Here is a 21322-nt window from a genome sequence, read left to right as displayed (position 1 = left end):
CATGCACACTAATCACCAGACAGCCCTTGGTGTGGATCTTCTTCCCTAGACAAGAAGATGATCAATCAAGGGCTGTCCTCATGATCAACCAGGGTCGATGCAACCCCGCCACACGTTAAAACTCAAGCTAGGGTCTGTTTTAGAAGGGATGCCGGGGCGTGGCGTGCGCCCAGCCGCCGTCTGGCCGCACGCCGGAATCCTCCAAATACAACACCGGTATTAGGACAATTCCAGCGCACACCCAGACGACACCTGGACCCTCGCCACACCTCGACCCCCTTCTAAAACAGACCCCCGCAGCGAGAGAAGGATCAGTGACCGTTCAGCCCACCACCGTCGTCGACGAGCCGGTGCCCGCCCACCGCGGGCCGTTCCGGGAGGGTGACCGGGTGCAGCTCACCGACCCCAAGGGGCGGATGCACACGATCGTCCTGGAGGCCGGCAAGTCGTTCCACACCCACCGGGGGGCGCTGGAGCACGACGCGCTGATCGGCCTGCCCGACGGCAGCGTGGTGACCTCCAGCGGCAGCACCGCGTACCTCGCGCTGCGGCCCCTGCTCTCCGACTACGTGCTGTCCATGCCGCGCGGCGCCCAGGTGATCTACCCCAAGGACGCGGCGCAGATCGTCGCGATGGGCGACGTCTTCCCCGGTGCGAAGGTGCTGGAGGCGGGCGTGGGGTCGGGCGCGCTCACCTGTTCGCTGCTGCGGGCGGTGGGTGGCGGTGGCGAGCTGCATTCGTACGAGCTGCGCGAGGACTTCGCGGCGATCGCCCGCAAGAACGTGGAGTCGTTCTTCGGCGGACCGCACCCGGCCTGGCACCTGCACCACGGCGACGTGGCGGGCGCGACCGAGACCGGGTTCGACCGGATCATCCTGGACATGCTGACCCCGTGGGAGGCGCTCGACATGGTCGAGCGGGCGTTGATCCCGGGCGGGGTGTTCATCGGGTACGTGGCCACCACGCCGCAGCTGTCCGAGCTGGTGGAGGCGTTGCGCGAGCGCGGCGGGTGGACCGAGCCGCGGGCCTGGGAGTCGCTGGTGCGGGACTGGCACGCGGAGGGCCTGGCGGTGCGCCCGGACCACCGGATGGTCGCGCACACCGCGTTCCTGGTGTCGGCGCGGAAACTAGCCCCCGGGGTGATTGCGCCGCCGCGCCGCCGCAAGCCGAGCAAGGGCGCGGAGGCGTACGCCCTGCGTAGGGCCGCTCAGGCGGCGCTGGCGGCGGAGCGCAACGACACCGGGGGTGACCACGCCATCGGCGTCGGGTAGTTTCCGTCCGGGGCTTGAGCGGAGCGGAGGGATCGGGTGGGCACGATGAGTTCTCCGCCGTTCGGCGGCAGCAACGAGATGCCGGCGGTGTTCCCGGACTGGTCGCCCTACCAGGATCTCGACTCGGCCGCGCGGGCCTACCTGCGCGACCCCGAGGTGGCCCTGGACGCGCTGTTCGGCGTGCTGCGGGGTGCCGAGGTGCTGTGTTTCACGCTGGAGCGCTTCGTCAACGAGGTGAACGGCGTGTGGCAGGAGGTCGTCATCTGTGACGGCACCCGGCTGGTGCTGTGGCACGGCGAGGACGTGGCGCCCGGCGACGGGCCGGTCGGTTCGATGACGTCGTCGTTGCGGGTGGTGCCGCTGTCGACGGTCACCGAGGTCGGGTGCCGGCGCCGGCTCACCCGCACCTCCACCGGTCAGGCCCGGGTCGACAGCATCGACGTGTACCTGCTGCTCAGCTCCGTGGACGACGCGGTGCCGCCGCCGGGGATGGGCGACGACGAGACCCGGGCGGCGCTGCGGCACGACGCGCTGCGGTTCGGCAAGACGCTGGACGACGGCGGGCCGGGGCAGATTGCCCGGCTGGAGGAATTTTCGCGCGTAGTGGCATCGCTGGTGGGTCGTCCCACCCTGTGACATATCCCCCAACGGGGCGTGACGGTGTCGTCACCTGTTCTTGGTATGGGGTGCGGCGCCGGTCAGTCGGCGTCCGGCCCGGCCACCTCGACGTCGTCGCGGGAGCGCACCACGTGGATGCAGTCGCCCGGGCACTCCTTCGCCGCGTCGATCACTTCGAGCCGCAGCCGCTCCGGCACGCCGGTACGCACTCCGGGGGATTGCAGCAGCTCACCGCTGCTGTCCTTGACGTAGGCAAGCCCGTCGATGTCGAACTCGAAAACCTCGGGTGCGTACTGCACGCAGAGCCCGTCGCCGGTGCACAGGTCCTGATCCACCCAGACCTGAAGGTCGTCCGTCGTCGTCTCGGTGGACACCCGTACCTCCCCAGCTTGTGGCCACCTCGACGGTACCCGACGGGTGGGCCGACCCGGTGGCGGCGTCCGCCGTAACGGATCAAGAGTCAGTGACGAGGGTGTTGCGTAGGTCGAAATCCGCTCCGCACCGGTTAGTGTTATCTCCAGTACGTTCGAGCCCCCGGGGAGGTGGGACGTGGCACGTAGCGACGAGGCGTCAAGCGCCGCACGTTGGGAGAAAGAGGCCAACGATCTCTCCAGCCAGGTTGCGTTCCTGCAGGAGGAACTCGCTCTGGTACGGCGAAAGTTGACCGAGAGCCCCCGACACGTCCGTCAGCTCGAGGAGCGGCTCGCGTCAACGCAGGCGCAGCTGGCCCGGCTGACCGAGAACAACGACCGGCTCGTGGCGACCCTCAAGGAAGCCCGGGCTCAGATCGTCACTCTCAAAGAGGAGATTGACCGGCTCGCCCAGCCGCCGAGCGGCTACGGCGTCTTTCTGGCGGCGCATCCCGACGGCACGGTCGACGTCTTCACCGGCGGCCGCAAGCTGCGGGTGGCGATCTCCCCGTCCCTGGAGGTGGACGAGCTCAAGCGGGGCCAGGAGGTCCTGCTCAACGACGCTCTCAACGTGGTCGACGCGTTCGGCTACGAGCGGGTCGGCGAGGTGGTCCTGCTCAAGGAGATCCTCGAGAACCCGGCCGGCGGTCCGGGCGACCGGGCGCTGGTGATCTCGCACGCCGACGAGGAGCGGATCGTCCACCTGGCCGACTCGCTGCAGGTGTCGGCGCTGCGGGCGGGCGACTCGCTGATGATCGAGCCCCGCTCGGCGTACGCGTACGAGCGGATCCCGAAGAGCGAGGTCGAGGAGCTGGTCCTCGAAGAGGTGCCGGACGTCGACTACACCGACATCGGCGGTCTGCACTCGCAGATCGAGCAGATCCGCGACGCGGTGGAGCTGCCGTTCCTGCACGCCGAACTGTTCCGGGAGCACCAGCTGCGACCCCCGAAGGGCATTCTGCTCTACGGCCCGCCCGGCTGCGGCAAGACGCTCATCGCCAAGGCGGTGGCGAACTCGCTGGCCAAGAAGATCGCCGAGCGGCGTGGCGAGGAGAAGCACACCAGCTACTTCCTCAACATCAAGGGTCCCGAGCTGCTCAACAAGTACGTGGGTGAGACCGAGCGGCACATCCGCCTGGTCTTCCAGCGAGCCCGGGAGAAGGCCGGCGAGGGCACGCCGGTGATCGTGTTCTTCGACGAGATGGACTCGATCTTCCGTACCCGTGGCTCCGGTGTCTCCTCCGACGTGGAGAACACCATCGTCCCGCAGCTGCTCAGCGAGATCGACGGGGTCGAGGGCCTGGAGAACGTCATCGTCATCGGCGCCTCCAACCGGGAAGACATGATCGACCCGGCGATCCTGCGCCCCGGCCGGCTCGACGTGAAGATCAAGATCGAGCGTCCGGACGCGGAGGCGGCGAAGGACATCTTCGCCAAGTACATCCTCTCGGACCTGCCGCTCAGCGAGGACGACCTCACCGAGCACGGCAACGACCGGGATGTCACGGTGGCCGCGATGATCGAGGCCGTCGTGCTCCGGATGTACACCGAGAGCGAGGAGAACCGCTTCCTGGAGGTCACCTACGCCAACGGTGACAAGGAGGTCCTGTACTTCAAGGACTTCAACTCCGGCGCGATGATCCAGAACATCGTCGACCGTGGCAAGAAGATGGCGATCAAGGAGTTCCTCACCTCCGGCAAGAAGGGGCTGCGCCTGCAGCACCTGCTCGACAGCTGTGTCGACGAGTTCCGCGAGAACGAGGACCTGCCGAACACCACCAACCCGGACGACTGGGCCCGCATCTCCGGCAAGAAGGGCGAGCGGATCGTCTACATCCGCACGCTCGTCTCCGGCGGCAAGGGCGCCGAGGCCGGCCGCTCCATCGAGACGGCCAGCAACACCGGTCAGTACCTGTAACGCAGCGCACCAGCAGCGGGGCGGCACGCACGGCGGGCCGCCCCGCTGCTTGTCGTAACCGATCGATCGCTAAGCCCGTTATGCGCCATGTTGGCTGATATTCGGCCACCGTGACCAGACGGGACGGCGATGACGCAGACACCCACGGCGGTTCCGGGCGCCCGGCGCGCCGCTCCCGGCACCGTCCCGGGCCCGGCCGGGGTCACCACCGCGGGGCCGGCCGGCCCTCGGCTGGCCTGGCTCGACGCGCTGCGTGGCCTGGGCGCCCTGGTCGTCGCGTACGCCCACCTGGGCGTGCACCTGCAGATCGGCACCGGCCTGGTGGCCGGCTACATCGACCTCGGCCGGTACGGCGTGCTGCTGTTCTTCCTGGTCAGCGGCTATGTCATCCCGATGTCGCTGGAGCGGCACGGTTCGCTGCGCCGGTTCTGGGTGGGCCGGTTGTTCCGGATCTACCCGGCCTGGCTGCTCACCGTCGCGGCCATGGCGGTCCTGATCCACCTCGGCCTCGCCTCCCTGGTCAAGCCGCTGGCGGCGGATCCGGTCCCGGGCGTGCTGGGCCACGCCGCGATGAGCCAGGACCTGCTCGGCCTGCCCGGGCTGGTGCCGGTGTTCTGGACGCTCACCTACGAGATGGTGTTCTACCTGCTGGTGTCGGCCCTGTTCGTGCTCGGCCTGCACGGGCGCAGCGCCGCCGTGGCGGCCGGTCTCGCGGTCGCCGGGCTGCTCGGGGTGCGCACGCTGCCGGCCGAACTGTTCACCGCCACCGACACCGGCCGGCTGGTGGTCGCGGTGCTCACGGTCGCGGTGCTGGCCGGGTCGGTGTGCGCGTACCTGAGCGGTCGTCGCGGCCCGGCCCTGGCCGCCGCCCTGGTCGGCCTCGGCTGTCTCGCCCTGCCCGCGCTCAACGGCGCCGCCGGCGCCCGCCCGCACGCGGTCGGCTCCTGGCAGTCGCTGGTCTATCTGGCCGTCATGTTCAGCGGCACGGTCCTGCACGCCGCCCACCGCGGCCGGTTGCGGCCGCGCACGGCCGCGGCCACGCTCGGCACGGTCTTCCTGGCCAGCCTCCTGGCCGGGTTGTGGCACAGCGGCCTGACCCGGGGCGACCTCCGCTGGGTCGGCACGCTGGTCGCGGTCGCGGGCACGTTCGCCGCCGGGTACGCGCTGCGGAACCTGCCCGTGCCACGGTGGGCCACCTGGCTCGGCCAGATCAGCTACTCGGTCTACCTGCTGCACTTCGTGGTGCTGATCGTGCTGGTCGCCAAGACGCCCGGGCTGTCCCGCGGCGGCACCGTGGAGCACGCCTTCCTGGCCGCCGGGTGGTTCGCCGTGGTGCTGGGCGCCGCGCACCTGGCGTACACCTACGTGGAACTGCCCGGACAGCGGCTCGGCAGGCGGGTGGGCCGGGCCCTGGACGCGCGCCTCGGCCGTGACGACCCGGGTGCGCCGACCGCCGGGGTACGCATCGAGCAGCGGGAACCGCGATGACCCAGACCACGACGGCGTCGTCCGGCGCACCCGCCACGGCGCCCGCCCCGGCCGTGACCGCCGGGGAGCGGGGTCTGCCGCACGGCGCCCGGATGTCCTGGCTGGACGTGCTGCGCGGGATCGGCGCGCTGGTCGTCACGTACGCGCATCTCGGTGTCTTCCTGGACCTCGGCCTGCCGGAGGTGTCCCGCTGGGTCGACGTCGGTCGCTTCGGCGTGCTGCTGTTCTTCCTGGTCAGCGGGTACGTGATCCCGATGTCGCTGGAGCGGCACGGTTCGCTGCGCCGGTTCTGGGTGGGCCGGCTGTTCCGGCTCTACCCGGCGTGGCTGCTCGCCGTCGCCGTCATGGCCGTCCTGATCCAGGTCGACGTCGCTCCGCTGCTGCCGCCGATCGCGGAGAACCCGGCCGCCGCCGTGCTCGGCCACCTGGTGATGAGCCAGGAGCTGATCGGCCTGCCCGGCCTGCTGTCGGTGTTCTGGACGCTCAGCTTCGAGATGTTGTTCTACCTGCTGGTGTCCGCGCTGTTCGTGCTGGGCCGGCACGGCCGGGAGGCCGCCGTCGCGGCCGGCCTCGCCGTCGCCGCCCTGCTCGGCGTGCGGACGCTGCCCGCCGAACTGCTGACCGGTACCGCCACCGGCCGACTGGTCGCGGCGGCGGCCACGTTCGTGGTGTTCGGGCTCTCCATCGCGGCGTACCTCTCCGGCCGTCGCCGTCCCGCCCTGGTCGCCGCGGTCGCCGGTCTCGGCTGCCTGGTGCTGCCGGTGCTCAACGGCGGCGCCGGTGCCATTCCGCACGCGCTCGGCTCGTGGCAGGCGCTCGCCTACCTGGCGGTGATGTTCAGCGGCACGGTGCTGCACGCCGCGCACCGTGGCCGGGTGCGTCCGCGCGTGGCGGCGGCCACGCTCTCGGTCGTCTTCGTCGCCTCCCTGCTGGCCAACCTGTGGCATGCCGGCCTGGACCGCAACGACGTGCGCGCGACCGGCACGCTGGTCGGCGTCGCGGCCACGTTCGCCATCGGGTACGCGCTGCGCCACCGCACCCTGCCGGGCTGGGCGACCTGGCTCGGCCGGATCAGCTATTCGCTGTACCTGCTGCACTTCGTCGCGCTGTTCCCGCTCGCCGCCAAGATCCCCCGGCTGTCCGACGGCGCGGTCGTGCACACCACCGTCCTGGCGGCCGGCTACCTGGCGCTCGTCCTGCTCGCCTCGCATCTGTCCTACACGCTGGTGGAACGGCCCGGGCAGCGGCTCGGCAACCGGGTCGGGCGCGCGCTGGACGCATGTTTCGGGAGCGACGTACGCCCCGCCGTGGCGCCGGAGGTCCGCGCCACCGAGGTGCCGCTGCCGCGCGAACGGTGAGCGGGACGTGACCGCGACGCTGCCCGCCCCGCCCCGCGCCGCCGACGGGCCGGGGCGGCTCGGCTGGCTGGACGCGCTGCGCGGCTACGCGGCCCTGGTGGTGGTGCTGTTCCACCTCAGCCCCACGGTGCTCGGGCCGGAGCGGCACCTGGCGGTGTTCCGGACGGTCGACCTGGGCAAGTACGGCGTGCTGCTGTTCTTCCTGGTCAGCGGCTATGTCATCCCGATGTCGCTGGAGCGGCACGGCTCGTTGCGCCGGTTCTGGGTGGGCCGGCTGTGCCGGATCTACCCGGCCTACCTGGTCACCCTGGCGGTGGTCGCGGTGCTGGCCGCCGCGGGCCTGACGACGGTGCGGCTGGAGCCGGTCACCGGTGCCCTGGCGCACGCCACCATGCTGTCCGACCTGCTCGGCGTCCGCGGCGTGGTCCGGGTGTTCTGGACGCTCTCCTACGAGATGACGTTCTACCTGGTGGTGGCGGGCCTGTACGCCTGGCGCGGGCACCGGCACAGCGGCTGGTGGGCGGCCGGGCTGGCGGTCACCGCGCTGCTGGCCGGCCCGCTGCTGCCGGACGGGCTGCTGTCGTCCGGGCCGGCCGGGCGCCGGCTGGCCGCGGCGGTGCTGCTGGTGGTGCTGGTGGCCGGGGTGGCGGCGTACCTCACCGGCCGGCGCACCGCCGCACTCGCCGCCGGCGCGTGCGGGATCGGCTTCCTGCTGCTGCCCGCGGTCAACGGCCACGCCGGCCCGCGGAGCACGGTGATCGCGTCCTGGCAGGGCCTGCTGCTGCTGGCGGTGATGTTCGCCGGCACCGTGGTGTACCGGGCCCAGCACCGGCAGCTCGGCCGGGTGCCGGCGGTGCTGGCGCTGGCCGTGGTGGCCGGGTGCGTGGTGGGCGCGCACCGGGCGCATCTGGCGAGCCCGGCGGCGCACCGGGTCTGGCTGCTCACCACCGTGGCCGTGGTGGCGACGTTCGGGCTGGCGTTCGCGCTGCGTAGGCGGGCGGTGCCGGGCGTGCTGGTCCGGCTCGGCACGGTCAGTTACTCGCTGTACCTGCTGCACGTGGTCGTCCTCCAGGTGGCGCACCGGGCGGTGCCCGGCCTGGCGGACCGGCCGGCCGCGGTGCGGATCGCGGTGGCCGCCGCCGTCCTGGTGGTGGCGCTGGGCGTCGCCGGGCTGTCGTACCGGGTCGTGGAGCGGCCCGCGCAGGCGCTGGGCCGTCGCGTGCAACGCCGGTTCGAGCCGGGCGACCGGCCACGGATCGCCACCCAGCGTGCCGCCACGCGCACTGGCGGGCGCCAGAACCGACCGGGAAGCGTCTAGGCTCGATGGAAGAGACACGGGCATCGAACTGGCGGGTGGAGTCAGAACATGAGCGTTCGACGAATCATGGGTACCGAGGTCGAGTACGGCATTTCGGTGCCCGGCCAGCCCGGCGCCAACCCGATGGTCACCTCGTCGCAGGTGGTGAACGCGTACGGAGCCCGGCCCGAGCTGAACCGGGGCGGCCGGGCCCGCTGGGACTACGAGGAGGAGTCGCCGCTGCGCGACGCCCGCGGATTCACCTACTCGGGTGCCGCGTACGACCCGGCGGACGCGCTCGCCGACGAGGACCTGGGCCTGGCCAACGTGATACTGACCAACGGCGCCCGCCTCTACGTCGACCACGCCCACCCGGAGTACAGCACCCCGGAGTGCACCAATCCGCTGGACATCGTGCGCTGGGACAAGGCCGGTGAGCGGGTGATGGCCGAGGCGTCCCGGCGGGCGGCCACCATCCCCGGATCGCACCGGATCCAGCTCTACAAGAACAACACCGACAACAAGGGCGCGTCGTACGGTTCCCACGAGAACTACCTGATGCGCCGGCAGACCCCGTTCGCGGACATCGTCGCGCACCTCACGCCGTTCTTCGTGACCCGGCAGATCTTCTGCGGCGCCGGCCGGGTCGGCATCGGCCAGGACGGTTCGGGCAGCGGCTTCCAGATCTCGTCGCGGGCCGACTTCTTCGAGGTCGAGGTCGGCCTGGAGACCACGCTCAAGCGACCCATCATCAACACCCGGGACGAGCCGCACTCGGACGCCGACAAGTACCGCCGCCTGCACGTCATCATCGGCGACGCGAACCTGTCCGAGATCGCCACCTATCTGAAGGTGGGCACCACCGCACTGATCCTCAACATGATCGAGGAGAAGGTGTTCACCGGCGAGCTGGGCATCGCGGACCCGGTGTCGGAGCTGAAGGCGGTCAGCCACGACCCGTCGCTCAAGCACCTGATGCGGATGCGCGACGGCCGCCGCCTGACCGCGCTGGACCTGCAGTGGGCCTACCTCGAACGGGCCCGCGCGTTCGTCGACGAGCGGTACGGCACGGACGCCGACGACCAGACCGTCGACGTGCTGGACCGCTGGGAGTCGGTGCTGGACAAGCTCGGCCGCGACCCGATGCTCTGCTCGGACAGCCTGGACTGGGTGGCCAAGCTGCGGCTGCTGGAGGGCTACCGGGAGCGCGAGGACCTGCCCTGGTCGTCGCCGAAACTGCAGCTGGTGGACCTGCAGTACGCCGACGTGCGGCCGGAGAAGGGCCTGTACCACCGGCTGGTGGCCCGCGGCTCGATGCGCACGCTGCTGGACGACGAGCAGGTCCAGCGGGCCATGGTGGAGCCGCCGGAGGACACCCGGGCCTACTTCCGCGGCCGCTGCCTGGCGCAGTACGCCTCCGAGGTCGTCGCGGCCAGCTGGGACTCGGTGATCTTCGACGTGGGCCGGGAGTCGCTCGTGCGGGTGCCCATGATGGAGCCCGAGCGCGGGACCAAGAAGCACGTGGGTGCGCTCTTCGACAAGTGCGAGAGCGCCAAGGACCTGCTCGAGGTGATCACGAGCCGGTGAGATCCTCGGGACCGGAAACACCCGTCCTGGCGGAACGTTTTGTCGTAGCCGCGAGGTAGGTTTTTCCCAACCCGATGGTGATGGGTTTCCCGGTGCTGACGGCACCGGGGTGATGAAGGGGGACACCGATGGCAACCCGAGACACCGGCGGTCAGTCGCAGTCCGGCAAGGGTCGGCGGGACGAGGAGGTCGACGAGGTCACCACCGAGGCCAACCCGGAGGTGGCGGAGCGACACGCGGAGATCACCGAGGACGTCGACGACCTGCTCGACGAGATCGACTCGGTGCTGGAGGAGAATGCCGAGGAGTTCGTCCGCGGTTACGTGCAAAAGGGCGGCCAGTAAGCACTGAGGGGGCGACCGGACATGCCACGGGGGCTGGACGACCGCGACGACAAGAACCTGGTCGAGTTCGACGAGATGATGGCGGCCCAGGAGGGCCGCTGTGCCATCTGCGGCGGGCCCGACCCCCAACACCTTGATCACGATCGTCGCACCGGTTGGGTGCGCGGGATATTGTGCTTCAACTGCAGCGGCGGTCTCGGGCAGTTCCGGGACAGCCCGGAACTCCTCGCCGAAGCCATCACGTACTTGAAGGGAACCACGTGGCAGCGGGTTTTGATCCATCCGGGCGTCTTCCAGATGTGTTCACCAATGCGGGGACGTCCTCCTTCACGCAGTTCCTGAACCAGGCTGCCCCCGATCTGTTGCCGGGTCGCCGGCCGCTTCCGCCGGGGATGTCCGCCGACATCGCACCGCACGGCACCACCATCGTCGCCATCGCCACCGCGGAGGGTGTTGTCATGGCCGGCGACCGGCGGGCCACCATGGGCAATCTGATCGCCAGCCGGGACATCGAGAAGGTGCACCCGGCCGACGCGTACTCGTTGATCGGCATCGCCGGCACGGCCGGCATCGGCATCGAGCTGATGCGGCTGTTCCAGGTGGAGCTGGAGCACTACGAGAAGATCGAGGGCGCCATGCTCTCGCTCGACGGTAAGGCCAACCGGCTGGCCGCGATGGTCCGGGGCAACCTCGGCGCGGCCATGCAGGGCCTGGCCGTGGTGCCGCTGTTCGCGGGCTTCGACCTGGCGCCGTCGGATCCGTCCAAGGCCGGCCGGATCTTCAGCTTCGACGTCGCCGGCGGGCTCTACGAGGAGACCGGCTTCGACGCGATCGGCTCCGGCTCGCTGTTCGCGAAGTCGGCGCTGAAGAAGAAGTACCGCGCCGGCGTGAGCACGCAGGACGCGATCCGGCTGGCGGTGGAGGCGCTCTACGACGCGGCCGACGACGACACCGCGACCGGCGGGCCGGACCTGAGCCGCAAGATCTATCCGGTGGTGATGACCGCGACGGCGGACAGCACCCACCGGCTCACCGATGCCGAGATCACCGCGGTGGCCGAGGACGTGGTCGCCGGACGGATGGAGAACCCGGGCGGCTGACGTTTCCGCCGACACCCACGACACCCCCGCCATCCGGTCATCGAAGGAGTAGCCACCCGTGGCCATGCAGTTCTACGCATCGCCCGAGCAGGTCCAGCGCGACCGCTCGGAGTACGCCCGCAAGGGCATCGCCCGCGGCCGCTCCGCCGTGGTGCTCACCTACGAGGGCGGCATCCTGCTGGTCGCCGAGAACCTCACCTCGCTCCGCAAGATCAGTGAGCTGTACGACAAGATCGGGTTCGCGGCCGTCGGCCGGTACAACGAGTTCGAGAGCCTGCGCCGGGCCGGTGTGCGGATGGCCGACCTGAACGGCTACAGCTACGACCGCCGGGACGTCACCGGGCGGGCGCTGGCCAACGCGTACACCCAGACGCTGGGCGCCATCTTCACCGAGACGCAGAAGCCGTACGAGGTGGAGATCTGCGTGGCCCAGGTGGGCGCCACGCCGGAATCGGACGAGCTGTACCGGATCACCTACGACGGTTCGGTGATGGACGAGCCCGGCTTCATGGCGATGGGCGGCCAGGCCGAGGCGATCTCCAACGTGCTGCGCTCGCGGCATGACGCCACCGCCGACGTGGCCGCCGCGCTGGCGCTCGCGGTCGAGGCGCTGAGCAGCGTCGGCGGCGAGAACAACACCCCGCGCGAGATCGGCGAGTCGCAGCTCGAGGTCGCCGTGCTGGACCGCTCCCGCAAGGGCCGCGCGTTCCGGCGGATCTCCGGGGCGGCGCTCACCACGCTGCTCGGCGGCGGCAAGGACGTGCCGGAGAAGGAAGTGGGGGAGGCCGGCGACGTCGTGCCGCCCGCGCCCGGCGAGGACAAGCCGACCGTGTCGGCCGCCTCGGTGGACCTCGAGGGCAAGCCCGCCGCCGACGAGACCCCGGCGAAGAAGCCGGGTCGTTCGAAGGGCCCGGCCGAGGGTTCCTGACCGGCGGTTCCCGGGCTCGGGGCGGTGCTTCGGCGCCGCCCCGTCCGGTCAGCTGATGACCAGCGGGCGCCACCAGGCGGCGTTGTCCTCGTACCACCGGACGGTCTGTTCCAGTCCCTCCGCGAAGTCCACCCGCGGACGGTAGCCGAGCTCCCGGCGGATCCTGGCGTCGTCGAGCCGGTACCGCCCGTCGTGGCCGGTGTGGTCGGCCACGTGGCGCACCCGGTCCGGGTCAGCGCCACACAGCTCCGTCAGCCGTTCCGTCAGGTCCCGGTTGGTCAGTTCGGTGTCGCCGCCGACGTGGTAGGCCGATCCGGGCATGCCGTCCTGCAGCACCAGCGCCAGCGCGCGGCAGTTGTCGTCCACGTGCACCCAGTCCCGCACCTGCTCGCCGTCGCCGTACAGCGACAGGGAGCGGCCGGACAGCAGGTTCGTCACGACCCGCGGGATCAGCTTCTCCGGATGCTGGTACGGCCCGTAGTTGCTGGACGACCGGCTCACCACCACCGGCAGCCCGTGGGTGCGGTGGTACGCCAGGGTGAGCAGGTCGGCGCCGGCCTTGGTGGCGGCGTACGGCGAACTCGGCGCCACCGGGGACTCCTCGGTCCACCCCCCGGACGGGATCGACCCGTACACCTCGTCCGTGGAGACGTGCAGGAACCGCCCGACGCCGTGCCGCAGCGCCGCGTCCAGCAGCACCTGGGTGCCCAGCACGTTGGTAGCGACGAACTCGGTGGCCGAGACGACGGACCGGTCGGCGTGTGACTCCGCGGCGAAGTGCGCCACCGCGTCGTGGCCGCGCAGCACCGAGTCGACCAGCGCCGCGTCGGCGACGTCACCGGGCACGAAGTCCAACCGCTCGTGCTCGGCGACCGGGCCCAGATTGGCGAAGTTGCCGGCGTACGTGAGCTTGTCCAGCACGGTGACCCGCGCCCCCGCCAGACCGGGCAGGTCGTCCGCGAGGACGGCGCGGACGAAATGCGAGCCGATGAACCCGGCCCCGCCGGTGACCAGTAATTTCATACCGTCGGCAGTGTATCCGCAGGTAGAACCCGAGCTCTGCGCTTTGCGACGGTGAAAGGCGCGCCGGTGACTGCCGCACACCCACCTCCGGCGGTTAGTGTTTCGTCATGGAACGGCGAATTTTCGGCCTAGAAACCGAGTACGGCGTCACGTGCACCTACCGGGGTCAGCGGCGGCTGTCTCCCGACGAGGTGGCCCGCTACCTGTTCCGCCGAGTGGTGTCCTGGGGACGCTCCAGCAACGTGTTCCTCCGCAACGGTGCCCGCCTCTACCTGGACGTCGGTTCCCACCCCGAGTACGCCACCCCCGAATGCGACTCCGTCACCGACCTGGTCGCCCACGACCGGGCCGGCGAGCGGATCCTCGAAGGTCTGCTGGTCGACGCCGAGAAGCGGCTGCACGACGAAGGCATCGCCGGCGAGATCTACCTGTTCAAGAACAACACCGACTCGGCCGGCAACTCCTACGGCTGCCACGAGAACTACCTGGTCAGCCGCCACGGCGAGTTCGGCCGGCTGGCGGACGTGCTGATCCCGTTCCTGGTCACCCGCCAGCTCATCTGCGGCGCCGGCAAGGTGCTGCAGACCCCGCGCGGCGCGGTGTTCTGCCTGTCCCAGCGGGCCGAGCACATCTGGGAGGGCGTCTCCAGCGCCACCACCCGCAGCCGCCCGATCATCAACACCCGGGACGAGCCGCACGCCGACGCGGAGCGGTACCGCCGGCTGCACGTCATCGTCGGCGACTCGAACATGAACGAGGTCACCACGCTGCTGAAGGTGGGCAGCGCGGACATCGTGCTGCGGATGATCGAGGCCGGCGTGGTGATGCGCGACCTGTCGCTGGAGAACCCGATCCGGGCGATCCGCGAGGTCAGCCATGACGTCACCGGCCGCCGCAAGATCCGCCTGGCCAACAACAAGGAGGTCAGCGCGCTGGAGATCCAGCAGGAGTACCTCGCCAAGGCCACCGAGTTCGTCGAGCGCCGCGGCGGCGACCCGACCGCCAAGCGCGTCGTCGAGCTGTGGGGCCGGGTGCTCACCGCGATCGAGAACGGCAACCTCGACCCGGTCTCCCGGGAGATCGACTGGGTGTCCAAGCTCAAGCTGATCGAGCGGTACCAGGCCAAGCACGAGATCCCGATGTCGCACCCGCGGATCGCCCAGCTCGACCTGGCGTACCACGACGTGCGCCGCGGCCGGGGCCTGTACGCGCTGATGGAGAAGCGCAAGCAGGTCGACCGGATCTCCAACGACCTGGAGATCTTCGAGGCCAAGGAGACGCCGCCGCAGACCACCCGGGCGCGGTTGCGGGGCGAGTTCATCCGGCACGCCCAGGAGAAGCGGCGCGACTTCACCGTCGACTGGGTGCACCTCAAGCTCAACGACCAGGCGCAGCGGACGGTGCTCTGCAAGGACCCGTTCCGGGCGTACGACGAACGGGTCGAGCGCCTGATCGCGAGCATGTAGCGGCGCCCGGGCCGTGGAGCAGCCGGAGCGCACCGTGGCGGACGTCTACCGGGGCCGGATCGAGCGGCGGCGCGAGCGCATCCGTGCCGAGATCCGGCGCAACCGGGAGGGCGGCCACCGGGTTCCGACCTGGGTGCTGGCGGGCGTGCTGGCGCTGCTGCTGGCCGGTTGGGTGTACCTCATCGCCACCCGCTAGGCGGTGCCCAGCAGGGTGGCGGCGTGCCGGCCGGCGGCCGCCGCCGCCAGGAAATACGTGTGGTCGGCGTCCAGGCCCCGGCCCATCGTGGACAGTCCGACCGGGCTCGCCCGCAGCGCCTCGTCGAGGCCGTCCACCGGCACCCGGACCAGCCGGTGCCGCTCGCCCAGCGGCCGCACCGCCGCGTCCACCGCGGCCGCCAGCGCGTCCGGCATCGGGTCCGGCAGCACCAGGTCGGCGGGCCGCAACGCCACCCGGCCGTACGCGGTGAGGCTGTGGTGCGACACCCCGCGGTGCCGGGGCCGGCCGTCGCCGTCGGAGATCCGCAGCGAGCCCACCGGCCGGCCGCCCAGCGTCGCGATCGCGTTCACCGCCTCGCCCAGCGCCACCCCGGAGAATCCCCACGCCGTGCCGGTGCCCAGGTTGCCCGGTCCCTGCGCGACCACGGCGACGTCCGCGTGCAGCACGTGCCGGGCCGCCAGCAGCCCGGTGTGCACGGTGCTCGCCTCCAGGTCGCCGCCGAACGCCTGCCCGGTGGTGACCGTGCCGGCCAGGTGGTCGCGCAGCCCGTCCAGGGTGCGGGAGAACCAGGCCGGGAGCGCGCCGCCGTCGGTCATCAGGTACGCCACCCGGGCGCCGGGACGGTCGGCGTGGATGCCGGCGAGTACCGCGGGCAGCGCCGAGTGCAGGTCCGCGGTGACCACCGGCAGGCCGTCGAGCGACTCCGCGGCGGCCATCACCGACCGGTGCGGGGAGGCCTCCTCGTCCACGCCGAGCCGGATCGGCTGCAGCGGCGTGTACCGGGCCTTGACCAGATGTCCGGTGTCGCGGGTGGTGCCGTCCACCGGCGGATCCGGCGGGAGCCGGTCGGGCAGCGCGACCACCAGCGCGTAGCCGCCGGTGCCCAGGCCCATCACCAGCGCGCCGACGTTGAGCAGCACCCGGTCGCCGGCCTGCGGCAGACCCACCAGCTCCGGGTACGCCAGCGCGCGCACCGGGTCCGCGCCGACCTCGACGTCCAGTTCGACGGCGCCGTGCCACCGTCGCCGTACCGCCACCACCGTGCCCGAGCGCCACCGCACCATGGCGGCAGACCCTACCGTTCCGCCCGGCCGGGACCCGGGAGGCGCCTCGCCCGGTGGAATAACCGAACCGGGGTCCGGCGTACCGCCACGCCGACGTCTGGGCTGCTAGCGTTGCTTCTCGTGTCGCGGACCCGCACCGAGCGCCTGGTGAATCTGGTGATCTGCCTGCTGTCCACCCGACGGTTCCTGACCGCCGCGCAGATCGCTGCCACCGTGCCGGGGTACGAGCATGACCCAGAGGATCCGCGCGACCACGAAGCGTTCCAGCGGAAGTTCGAGCGGGACAAGGCGGAACTGCGCGAACTGGGCGTACCCCTGGAGATCGGCACCGCCAGCGTCTTCGACAACGAACCCGGCTACCGGATCGCCCACCGCGAGTACGCCCTGCCCGACATCCTGCTGGAGCCGGACGAGGCGGCCGCCGTCGGCATCGCCGCCCGGCTCTGGCAGCACGCCGGTCTCGCCGCCGCCGCCTCGTCCGGGCTGGCGAAGCTGCGTGCCGCCGGCGTCGAGGTGGACCCGCAGGCCACCCTCGGCGTGGAGCCGGTGGTCACGGTGGACCCGGCGTTCGGCCCGCTCACCGGCGCGGCCCGGGACCGTCGCGCGGTGACCTTCTCCTATCGCGTCCCCGAGGTGGACGAGCCCAGCGTGCGCCGGCTCGAGCCGTGGGGTGTGGTCTGCTGGCAGGGGCGGTGGTACGTGGTCGGTCACGACCGCGACCGGCGCGCCACCCGGTGCTTTCGGCTGTCCCGGATCGTCGGTAACGTCCGCGCGGTCGGCCGCACCGGCGCGTTCAGCCCGCCGGCCGGCGTCGACCTGATCAGTCACGTCGCGCGCTGGTCCGACCCGATCGCGCACCACGGCCGGGCCACCGTCACCGCCCGGCCGGGCCGCGCCGCCGGACTGCGCCGGTGGGCCGTCGCCACCGCGCCGGGCCCGGACGGTGACGTGCTCACCATCCCGTTCTCCGACCCGGAACGGCTCGCCTCGACCCTGGTCGGATACGGCGCGGACGTGCGCGTGGACGGCCCGCCGGAACTCCGCGAGGCGGTCATCCAGCAGCTCAAGGAGGTCGTCGCCCGGCACGAACGGGTCGTCGCCGGGGCCGCGCCGTGACCCCGCAGCAGCGCAGCTCGCCGGCCCGGCCGTCCGCCGACCGGCTGGGCCGGCTGCTGAACCTGGTGCCGTACCTGCTGGCCCGGCCCGGCATCCCGGTGGCCGGCGCGGCCGCCGACCTCGGCGTCACCGAGCGCCAGCTGCGCGAGGACCTGGAACTGCTCTGGGTGTGCGGCCTGCCCGGCTACGGACCCGGCGACCTGATCGACATGGCGTTCGACGGCGACCGCGTCACCATCACCTACGACGCCGGCATCGACCGGCCGCTGCGGCTCACCCCGGACGAGGCGCTGGCGCTGGTGGTGGCGCTGCGGATGCTCGCCGAGACCCCGGGCACCGGCAACCGGGACGTGATCGAGCGGGCCCTCGCCAAGATCGAGAGCGCGGCCGGCGACCTGGCCGACGCGCCGGTGGCCGTGCGGCTGCCCGCCGACAACGAGCGGCTCGACGCGATCCGCGCCGCGGTCGAACGTGGCAACGCGCTCCGGCTGACCTACTACACGGCGGCCCGGGACGAGACCACCGACCGGGTGGTCGACCCGATCCGGGTGCTCCTGGTCGGCGGGCGCAACTACCTGGAGGCGTGGTGCCGGCGGGCCGAGGCCACCCGGCTGTTCCGGGTCGACCGGATCGACGCGTTCACCGAGCTGGACGAGCCGGCCGCCGCGCCGCCGCAGGCGGTCCTGCACGACGTCCGCGACGGCGTGTTCCACCCCGGCCCGGACCTGCCGCTGGTCACCCTGCGGGTGGGCCGGAGCAGCCGGTGGATCACCGAGTACTACCCGGTCGAGGGCGTGCGCCGGGACGGCGACGAATGGGTGGTCACCATGCGGGTCACCGACCTGGGCTGGGCCCAGCGGCTGCTGGTCGGCCTTGGCCCGGACGTGACCGTGGTGGGGCCGGCGGAACTGGTGGAGCGGATCCGGGTACAGGCCACCACCGCGCTCAACCAGTACGCCACGCCGCCGCAGGCAGTACCCGCACCCGGGCGCTAGGCTGACCGCTGTGGTGATGTGGATCGTGATCGCGGTGGTGGTGCTGGCGCTCGTCCTGCTGGTGGCGGTGACCGTGCCGGTGGTCGGCCGGCTGTCCGCGCTGCAGCGGGCGGTGCTCCGCCTGGAACGCCGGCAGGGCGAGGCGACGCAGCTGCAGGAGGGCGCTGCCGAGCTGCAGGAGACGCTGGCCGGGCTCGAACGGCGGGCCGAGACGATGCAGGAGCGGCTGGCCGTGATCCAGGCCGGGCGCGGTGACCAGAGCGGGAAACACGCCCTGCCGTTCGGCCGCTGACGCCGCCGCTGCGGAGTTACCGCCCTGTTGTCCGAGACTTGGCCGGGGCGCGCGGGTTTCCCATTCAGAATCCACACGTACGATGGATCCGGCACCACCCACCTGAAGTGATCCAACCGACTGGAGTTAACCCATGGGCGCCCTCAAGCCATGGCACATCATCGTCCTCGTCGTCGTGCTGATCCTGCTGTTCGGCGCGAAGCGACTGCCGGACGCCGCGCGCTCGCTGGGCCGGTCGCTGCGGATCATCAAGGCCGAGACCAAGGGCCTGGTGGACGACGACAACGTCGCCGAGAAGGCCGAGCCGCAGTACAGCCGCGAGCCGCTGCAGCCGAGCGAGATCCAGCAGCCCGGCCAGCCCGGCTACCAGCAGCCGTACCAGCAGCAGCCGCCGCAGTACCAGCAGCAGCCGCAGCAGCCGCCGGCGCAGCCGTACGTCGACCCGGTGCAGCGCACCAACGACCGCTGACCCGTCGTGGCGCTCACCCTGCGCCGTAAGGGGCCCAGCAAGTTCGAGCAGGCCGCCGACGGCTCCATGACGCTCATCGAGCACGTCCGGGAGCTGCGGAACCGGCTCTTCTGGGCCTCGGTGGCGGTCGTCGCCGGGTTCATCGTCGGTTTCATCCTGTCCAAGCCGGCGTTCGACATCCTGCAGGGGCCGTACTGCGCGCTGCCCAGCTCCTGGGAGCTCGACCGCAACGGCAGATGGGCCTGCGAGTTCGTCACGCTCGGTCCCACCGACCAGCTGGTCGTCCGGCTCAAGATCTCGCTGTACCTGGGGCTGATCGTCGGCGCCCCGGTCTGGCTGTACCAGCTCTGGGCGTTCATCGCGCCCGGTCTGCACCGGCACGAGCGCAAATGGGCGTACCTGTTCGTCGGCATCGCCGCGCCGCTGTTCGCCGCGGGCGCCGTGCTGGCGTACTTCGTGGTCGAGCACGGCCTGGCGTTCATCATGGAATCCGGCGTGCTGGGCGAGCCCACCCAGCTCGAAGTCAAGGCGTACATCGACTTCGTCACCACCATGCTGGTGCTGTTCGGGGTGGGCTTCGAGTTCCCGCTGCTGTTGCTCATGCTGAACGTCGCCGGCATCGCCACCGGGCGGCGGCTGCTCAGCTGGTGGCGTGTGGTGATCTTCCTGTCGTTCGCGTTCGCCGCGGTCGCCAGCCCCGACCCCGGCCCGTTCGGCATGACGCTGCTCGCCGCCTGCATGTCCGCGCTGTACTTCGTCGCGGTCGGCGTGGCGTTCCTCTACGACCGGCACAAGGGCCGCGGCAAGGAGCTGTACGAGGGCATCGACGACGACGCCGTCTCGCCGCTCGCGGAGACGCCCGAACCGGTCACCGCCGGCGACCGCGTCGAGGTGGCCACGACGATCGAGAGCCCGACGCCGGTGACCCGGCCGCTGCCACTGGACAACCGCTACGACGACATGACGTGACCCGCCCGGCCGGTACCCTCCGGCTGTGACGAGCGACGACATCGCGGTGCTGGCCAACCCCACGGCGGGGCGAGGCCGGTACCGCGCTCTGCTGTCCGGGGTGCTGGACCGGCTGGCCGCCGCCGGGCGCCCGGTGCGCCTGCTGGACGCGGCCACCCCCGACCAGGCCGAGTCGGCCGCCCACCGGGCCGTGGCGGACGGTGCCGCCGCGCTGGTGACCGTCGGCGGCGACGGCACCGTACACCTGGGCCTGCAGGCAGTCGCCGGGCGGAACGTCCCGTTCGGCGTGATCCCGGCCGGCACCGGAAACGACTTCGCCGCCTGCACCGGCGTACCCCCCGGGTGTCTCGCCGCGGCCGACGCCGTCGCCGCCGCCCTGCGCGACGGCCGGCACACCCCCGTCGACCTGGGCCGGACGACCGACGCCGCAGGCGAGGTCCGCTGGTTCGGCGCGGTGCTCGCGGCCGGCTTCGACGCCATCGTCAACGAGCGCGCCAACCGGATGCGGTGGCCGCGCGGCCCGCGCCGCTACGACCTGGCCATCGCGCTGGAGCTGACCCGGCTGCGGCCCCGCGCGTACACGCTTGACCTGGACGGCACGGACCACAGCTTCGAGGGCGTGCTGGTGGCCATCGGCAACTGCGAAAGTTACGGCGGCGGCATGCGGATCGTGCCCGGCGCCGACCCCGCCGACGGGCTGCTCGACATCGTGGTCGCGGCGACACTCGGGCGCGGCGCGCTGGCGCGCCTCAAGACCCGGGTGCGGCGCGGCACCCACGTGACCGACCCGCGGGTCACCGCGTACCGCGCCCGCCAGGTGCGGATCCACGCCGAGGACATCATCGGGTACGCCGACGGCGAGCGGATCGGGCCGCTGCCGCTCGAGGTGGGCTGCGTGCCGGGTGCGCTTCGGTTGCTGCGGTAGCCCCGCGGTCAGTTTCCGGGGCGCGAGCCGATCGGTGAGGTGTCGGACAAACTCGGGGAGGGTGCATGTCGATCGGCTCCATCAGTGCCGGCCTGGTCGCCAGCGCGTACGACATGATGCGCCCGGCCGGGGAGGGCCGCGCCGCCGAGGCGAGCGGGGCGGAGTCGGCGGCGGCTGCGGAGCGGGGCGGGCCGGCCGACGAGGAGGGCCCGATCCGCAGCGCTTCGGCGACGCTGGGCACGCTGGTCGACACGTACCTCTGAGTCTTCACAACCCCCGGGTTGATCACGCTGGGCGTGAAACCGGCGGCCCGGTCACGGTTGTCGCTGGGTCGGGTGAGGGGGCTGGTGCGGGCGTGCCGGCCTCGTCACCATCGGGCTTGTCGGGGGTGTCCACCCTCGATGGGTGCCCGTGACGTCGACGCGTGCTTGGAAGTGAAGTCCGTCTCTGAGTCTGGCGCTGGGACC

Annotated in this window: 23 protein-coding genes; 20 read left to right on the top strand and 3 right to left on the bottom strand. The window is 71.6% G+C overall.

What is annotated here, in order from left to right; genetic code table 11:
• The first annotated feature begins 314 nt into the window (after positions 1–314).
• Both LDL48_RS42445 and LDL48_RS42440 read left to right on the top strand, forming a co-directional pair.
• The gene (locus LDL48_RS42445; protein WP_225260875.1) at positions 315–1271 is read left to right on the top strand and encodes a tRNA (adenine-N1)-methyltransferase; all 957 of its coding nucleotides are present in this window, start codon (positions 315–317) and stop codon (positions 1269–1271) included.
• 45 nt (positions 1272–1316) lie between these two features.
• Positions 1317–1907 carry a hypothetical protein gene (locus LDL48_RS42440; protein ID WP_225260874.1) on the top strand — a complete coding sequence of 197 codons (591 nt, stop codon included), beginning with the start codon at positions 1317–1319 and terminating at the stop codon, positions 1905–1907.
• Between the two features lie 62 nt (positions 1908–1969).
• Here LDL48_RS42440 and LDL48_RS42435 read toward each other — a convergent pair whose 3' ends face one another.
• Positions 1970–2263 carry a ferredoxin gene (locus LDL48_RS42435; protein WP_225260873.1) on the bottom strand — a complete coding sequence of 98 codons (294 nt, stop codon included), beginning with the start codon at positions 2261–2263 and terminating at the stop codon, positions 1970–1972.
• 175 nt (positions 2264–2438) lie between these two features.
• Between LDL48_RS42435 and arc the strand changes: the two genes are divergently transcribed.
• From arc to prcA, 9 genes are all read left to right on the top strand, one after another.
• Positions 2439–4217 (top strand): proteasome ATPase, encoded by a 1779-nt coding sequence (gene arc / locus LDL48_RS42430; protein ID WP_225260872.1) that lies wholly within the window; start codon positions 2439–2441, stop codon positions 4215–4217.
• Positions 4218–4346: 129 nt separating this feature from the next.
• Complete coding sequence (locus LDL48_RS42425; RefSeq protein WP_225260871.1) at positions 4347–5705, top strand: acyltransferase family protein; 1359 nt, start codon at positions 4347–4349, stop codon at positions 5703–5705.
• The gene (locus LDL48_RS42420) at positions 5702–7063 is read left to right on the top strand and encodes an acyltransferase family protein (RefSeq protein ID WP_225260870.1); all 1362 of its coding nucleotides are present in this window, start codon (positions 5702–5704) and stop codon (positions 7061–7063) included. The genes LDL48_RS42425 and LDL48_RS42420 overlap by 4 nt, the downstream gene beginning before the upstream one ends.
• Before the next feature lie 7 nt (positions 7064–7070).
• Positions 7071–8381, top strand: coding sequence for an acyltransferase family protein (locus LDL48_RS42415; RefSeq protein WP_225260869.1), 1311 nt, complete (start codon positions 7071–7073; stop codon positions 8379–8381).
• Positions 8382–8429: 48 nt separating this feature from the next.
• Complete coding sequence (gene dop, locus LDL48_RS42410) at positions 8430–9947, top strand: depupylase/deamidase Dop (RefSeq protein WP_372472340.1); 1518 nt, start codon at positions 8430–8432, stop codon at positions 9945–9947.
• Positions 9948–10075: 128 nt separating this feature from the next.
• On the top strand, positions 10076–10291 hold the full coding sequence (locus LDL48_RS42405) for a ubiquitin-like protein Pup (protein WP_225260868.1): 216 nt from the start codon (positions 10076–10078) through the stop codon (positions 10289–10291).
• Positions 10292–10312: 21 nt separating this feature from the next.
• Positions 10313–10633, top strand: coding sequence for an endonuclease VII domain-containing protein (locus tag LDL48_RS42400; protein WP_225260867.1), 321 nt, complete (start codon positions 10313–10315; stop codon positions 10631–10633).
• On the top strand, positions 10552–11391 hold the full coding sequence (gene prcB, locus LDL48_RS42395; protein ID WP_225260866.1) for a proteasome subunit beta: 840 nt from the start codon (positions 10552–10554) through the stop codon (positions 11389–11391). The genes LDL48_RS42400 and prcB overlap by 82 nt, the downstream gene beginning before the upstream one ends.
• Positions 11392–11449: 58 nt before the next feature.
• On the top strand, positions 11450–12319 hold the full coding sequence (prcA, locus tag LDL48_RS42390; protein WP_225260865.1) for a proteasome subunit alpha: 870 nt from the start codon (positions 11450–11452) through the stop codon (positions 12317–12319).
• Between the two features lie 48 nt (positions 12320–12367).
• Here the strand turns inward: prcA and rfbB are convergent, their stop codons facing one another.
• Positions 12368–13342 (bottom strand): dTDP-glucose 4,6-dehydratase, encoded by a 975-nt coding sequence (rfbB, locus tag LDL48_RS42385; RefSeq protein WP_225260864.1) that lies wholly within the window; start codon positions 13340–13342, stop codon positions 12368–12370.
• Positions 13343–13449: 107 nt separating this feature from the next.
• Here rfbB and pafA point away from each other — a divergent pair, with 107 nt between their 5' ends.
• Entirely contained in the window at positions 13450–14808 is a 1359-nt protein-coding gene (pafA, locus tag LDL48_RS42380) for a Pup--protein ligase (RefSeq protein ID WP_225260863.1), read from the top strand.
• 13 nt (positions 14809–14821) lie between these two features.
• Positions 14822–15004, top strand: coding sequence for a hypothetical protein (locus LDL48_RS42375; RefSeq protein ID WP_225260862.1), 183 nt, complete (start codon positions 14822–14824; stop codon positions 15002–15004).
• On the opposite strand, the gene LDL48_RS42370 is transcribed toward LDL48_RS42375, so the two are convergent.
• Positions 15001–16089, bottom strand: a complete 1089-nt coding sequence (locus LDL48_RS42370) for a DUF3866 family protein (RefSeq protein ID WP_225260861.1) — start codon at positions 16087–16089, stop codon at positions 15001–15003. The genes LDL48_RS42375 and LDL48_RS42370 overlap by 4 nt on opposite strands.
• A 120-nt stretch (positions 16090–16209) precedes the next feature.
• Here LDL48_RS42370 and LDL48_RS42365 point away from each other — a divergent pair, with 120 nt between their 5' ends.
• The 7 genes from LDL48_RS42365 to LDL48_RS42335 all read left to right on the top strand — a co-directional run bounded on the left by LDL48_RS42365 (position 16210) and on the right by LDL48_RS42335 (position 21118).
• Complete coding sequence (locus tag LDL48_RS42365; RefSeq protein ID WP_225260860.1) at positions 16210–17205, top strand: helix-turn-helix transcriptional regulator; 996 nt, start codon at positions 16210–16212, stop codon at positions 17203–17205.
• Entirely contained in the window at positions 17202–18200 is a 999-nt protein-coding gene (locus LDL48_RS42360; RefSeq protein ID WP_225260859.1) for a helix-turn-helix transcriptional regulator, read from the top strand. The genes LDL48_RS42365 and LDL48_RS42360 overlap by 4 nt, the downstream gene beginning before the upstream one ends.
• 10 nt (positions 18201–18210) lie before the next feature.
• Positions 18211–18492, top strand: coding sequence for a hypothetical protein (locus tag LDL48_RS42355; protein ID WP_372472339.1), 282 nt, complete (start codon positions 18211–18213; stop codon positions 18490–18492).
• Positions 18493–18625: 133 nt separating this feature from the next.
• Positions 18626–18961: a Sec-independent protein translocase subunit TatA gene (gene tatA / locus LDL48_RS42350; protein ID WP_225260858.1), complete on the top strand. Its 336-nt coding sequence runs from the start codon at positions 18626–18628 to the stop codon at positions 18959–18961.
• 6 nt (positions 18962–18967) lie between these two features.
• Positions 18968–19930, top strand: a complete 963-nt coding sequence (gene tatC, locus LDL48_RS42345) for a twin-arginine translocase subunit TatC (protein ID WP_225260857.1) — start codon at positions 18968–18970, stop codon at positions 19928–19930.
• A gap of 25 nt (positions 19931–19955) precedes the next feature.
• Positions 19956–20855 carry a diacylglycerol kinase family protein gene (locus LDL48_RS42340; protein ID WP_225260856.1) on the top strand — a complete coding sequence of 300 codons (900 nt, stop codon included), beginning with the start codon at positions 19956–19958 and terminating at the stop codon, positions 20853–20855.
• 65 nt (positions 20856–20920) lie between these two features.
• Complete coding sequence (locus LDL48_RS42335) at positions 20921–21118, top strand: hypothetical protein (protein ID WP_225260855.1); 198 nt, start codon at positions 20921–20923, stop codon at positions 21116–21118.
• Positions 21119–21322: the final 204 nt, after the last annotated feature.

The sequence above is a fragment of the Jidongwangia harbinensis genome (genome assembly GCF_020216025.1).
Classification (GTDB): domain Bacteria; phylum Actinomycetota; class Actinomycetes; order Mycobacteriales; family Micromonosporaceae; genus Actinoplanes; species Actinoplanes harbinensis.
Note: the sequence above shows the minus strand (reverse complement) of the source record. Positions and strands in the feature narration are given on the sequence as shown.

Bases quoted from the DNA above. Each gene is read 5' to 3' on its own strand.
- tatA (WP_225260858.1), top strand. From the start codon at position 18,626: ATGGGCGCCCTCAAGCCATGGCACATCATCGTCCTCGTCGTCGTGCTG.
- rfbB (WP_225260864.1), bottom strand. From the start codon at position 13,342: ATGAAATTACTGGTCACCGGCGGGGCCGGGTTCATCGGCTCGCATTTC.
- LDL48_RS42400 (WP_225260867.1), top strand. From the start codon at position 10,313: ATGCCACGGGGGCTGGACGACCGCGACGACAAGAACCTGGTCGAGTTC.
- LDL48_RS42370 (WP_225260861.1), bottom strand. From the start codon at position 16,089: ATGGTGCGGTGGCGCTCGGGCACGGTGGTGGCGGTACGGCGACGGTGG.
- dop (WP_372472340.1), top strand. From the start codon at position 8,430: ATGAGCGTTCGACGAATCATGGGTACCGAGGTCGAGTACGGCATTTCG.
- LDL48_RS42425 (WP_225260871.1), top strand. From the start codon at position 4,347: ATGACGCAGACACCCACGGCGGTTCCGGGCGCCCGGCGCGCCGCTCCC.
- pafA (WP_225260863.1), top strand. From the start codon at position 13,450: ATGGAACGGCGAATTTTCGGCCTAGAAACCGAGTACGGCGTCACGTGC.
- LDL48_RS42405 (WP_225260868.1), top strand. From the start codon at position 10,076: ATGGCAACCCGAGACACCGGCGGTCAGTCGCAGTCCGGCAAGGGTCGG.
- LDL48_RS42420 (WP_225260870.1), top strand. From the start codon at position 5,702: ATGACCCAGACCACGACGGCGTCGTCCGGCGCACCCGCCACGGCGCCC.
- LDL48_RS42440 (WP_225260874.1), top strand. From the start codon at position 1,317: ATGAGTTCTCCGCCGTTCGGCGGCAGCAACGAGATGCCGGCGGTGTTC.
- LDL48_RS42335 (WP_225260855.1), top strand. From the start codon at position 20,921: ATGTCGATCGGCTCCATCAGTGCCGGCCTGGTCGCCAGCGCGTACGAC.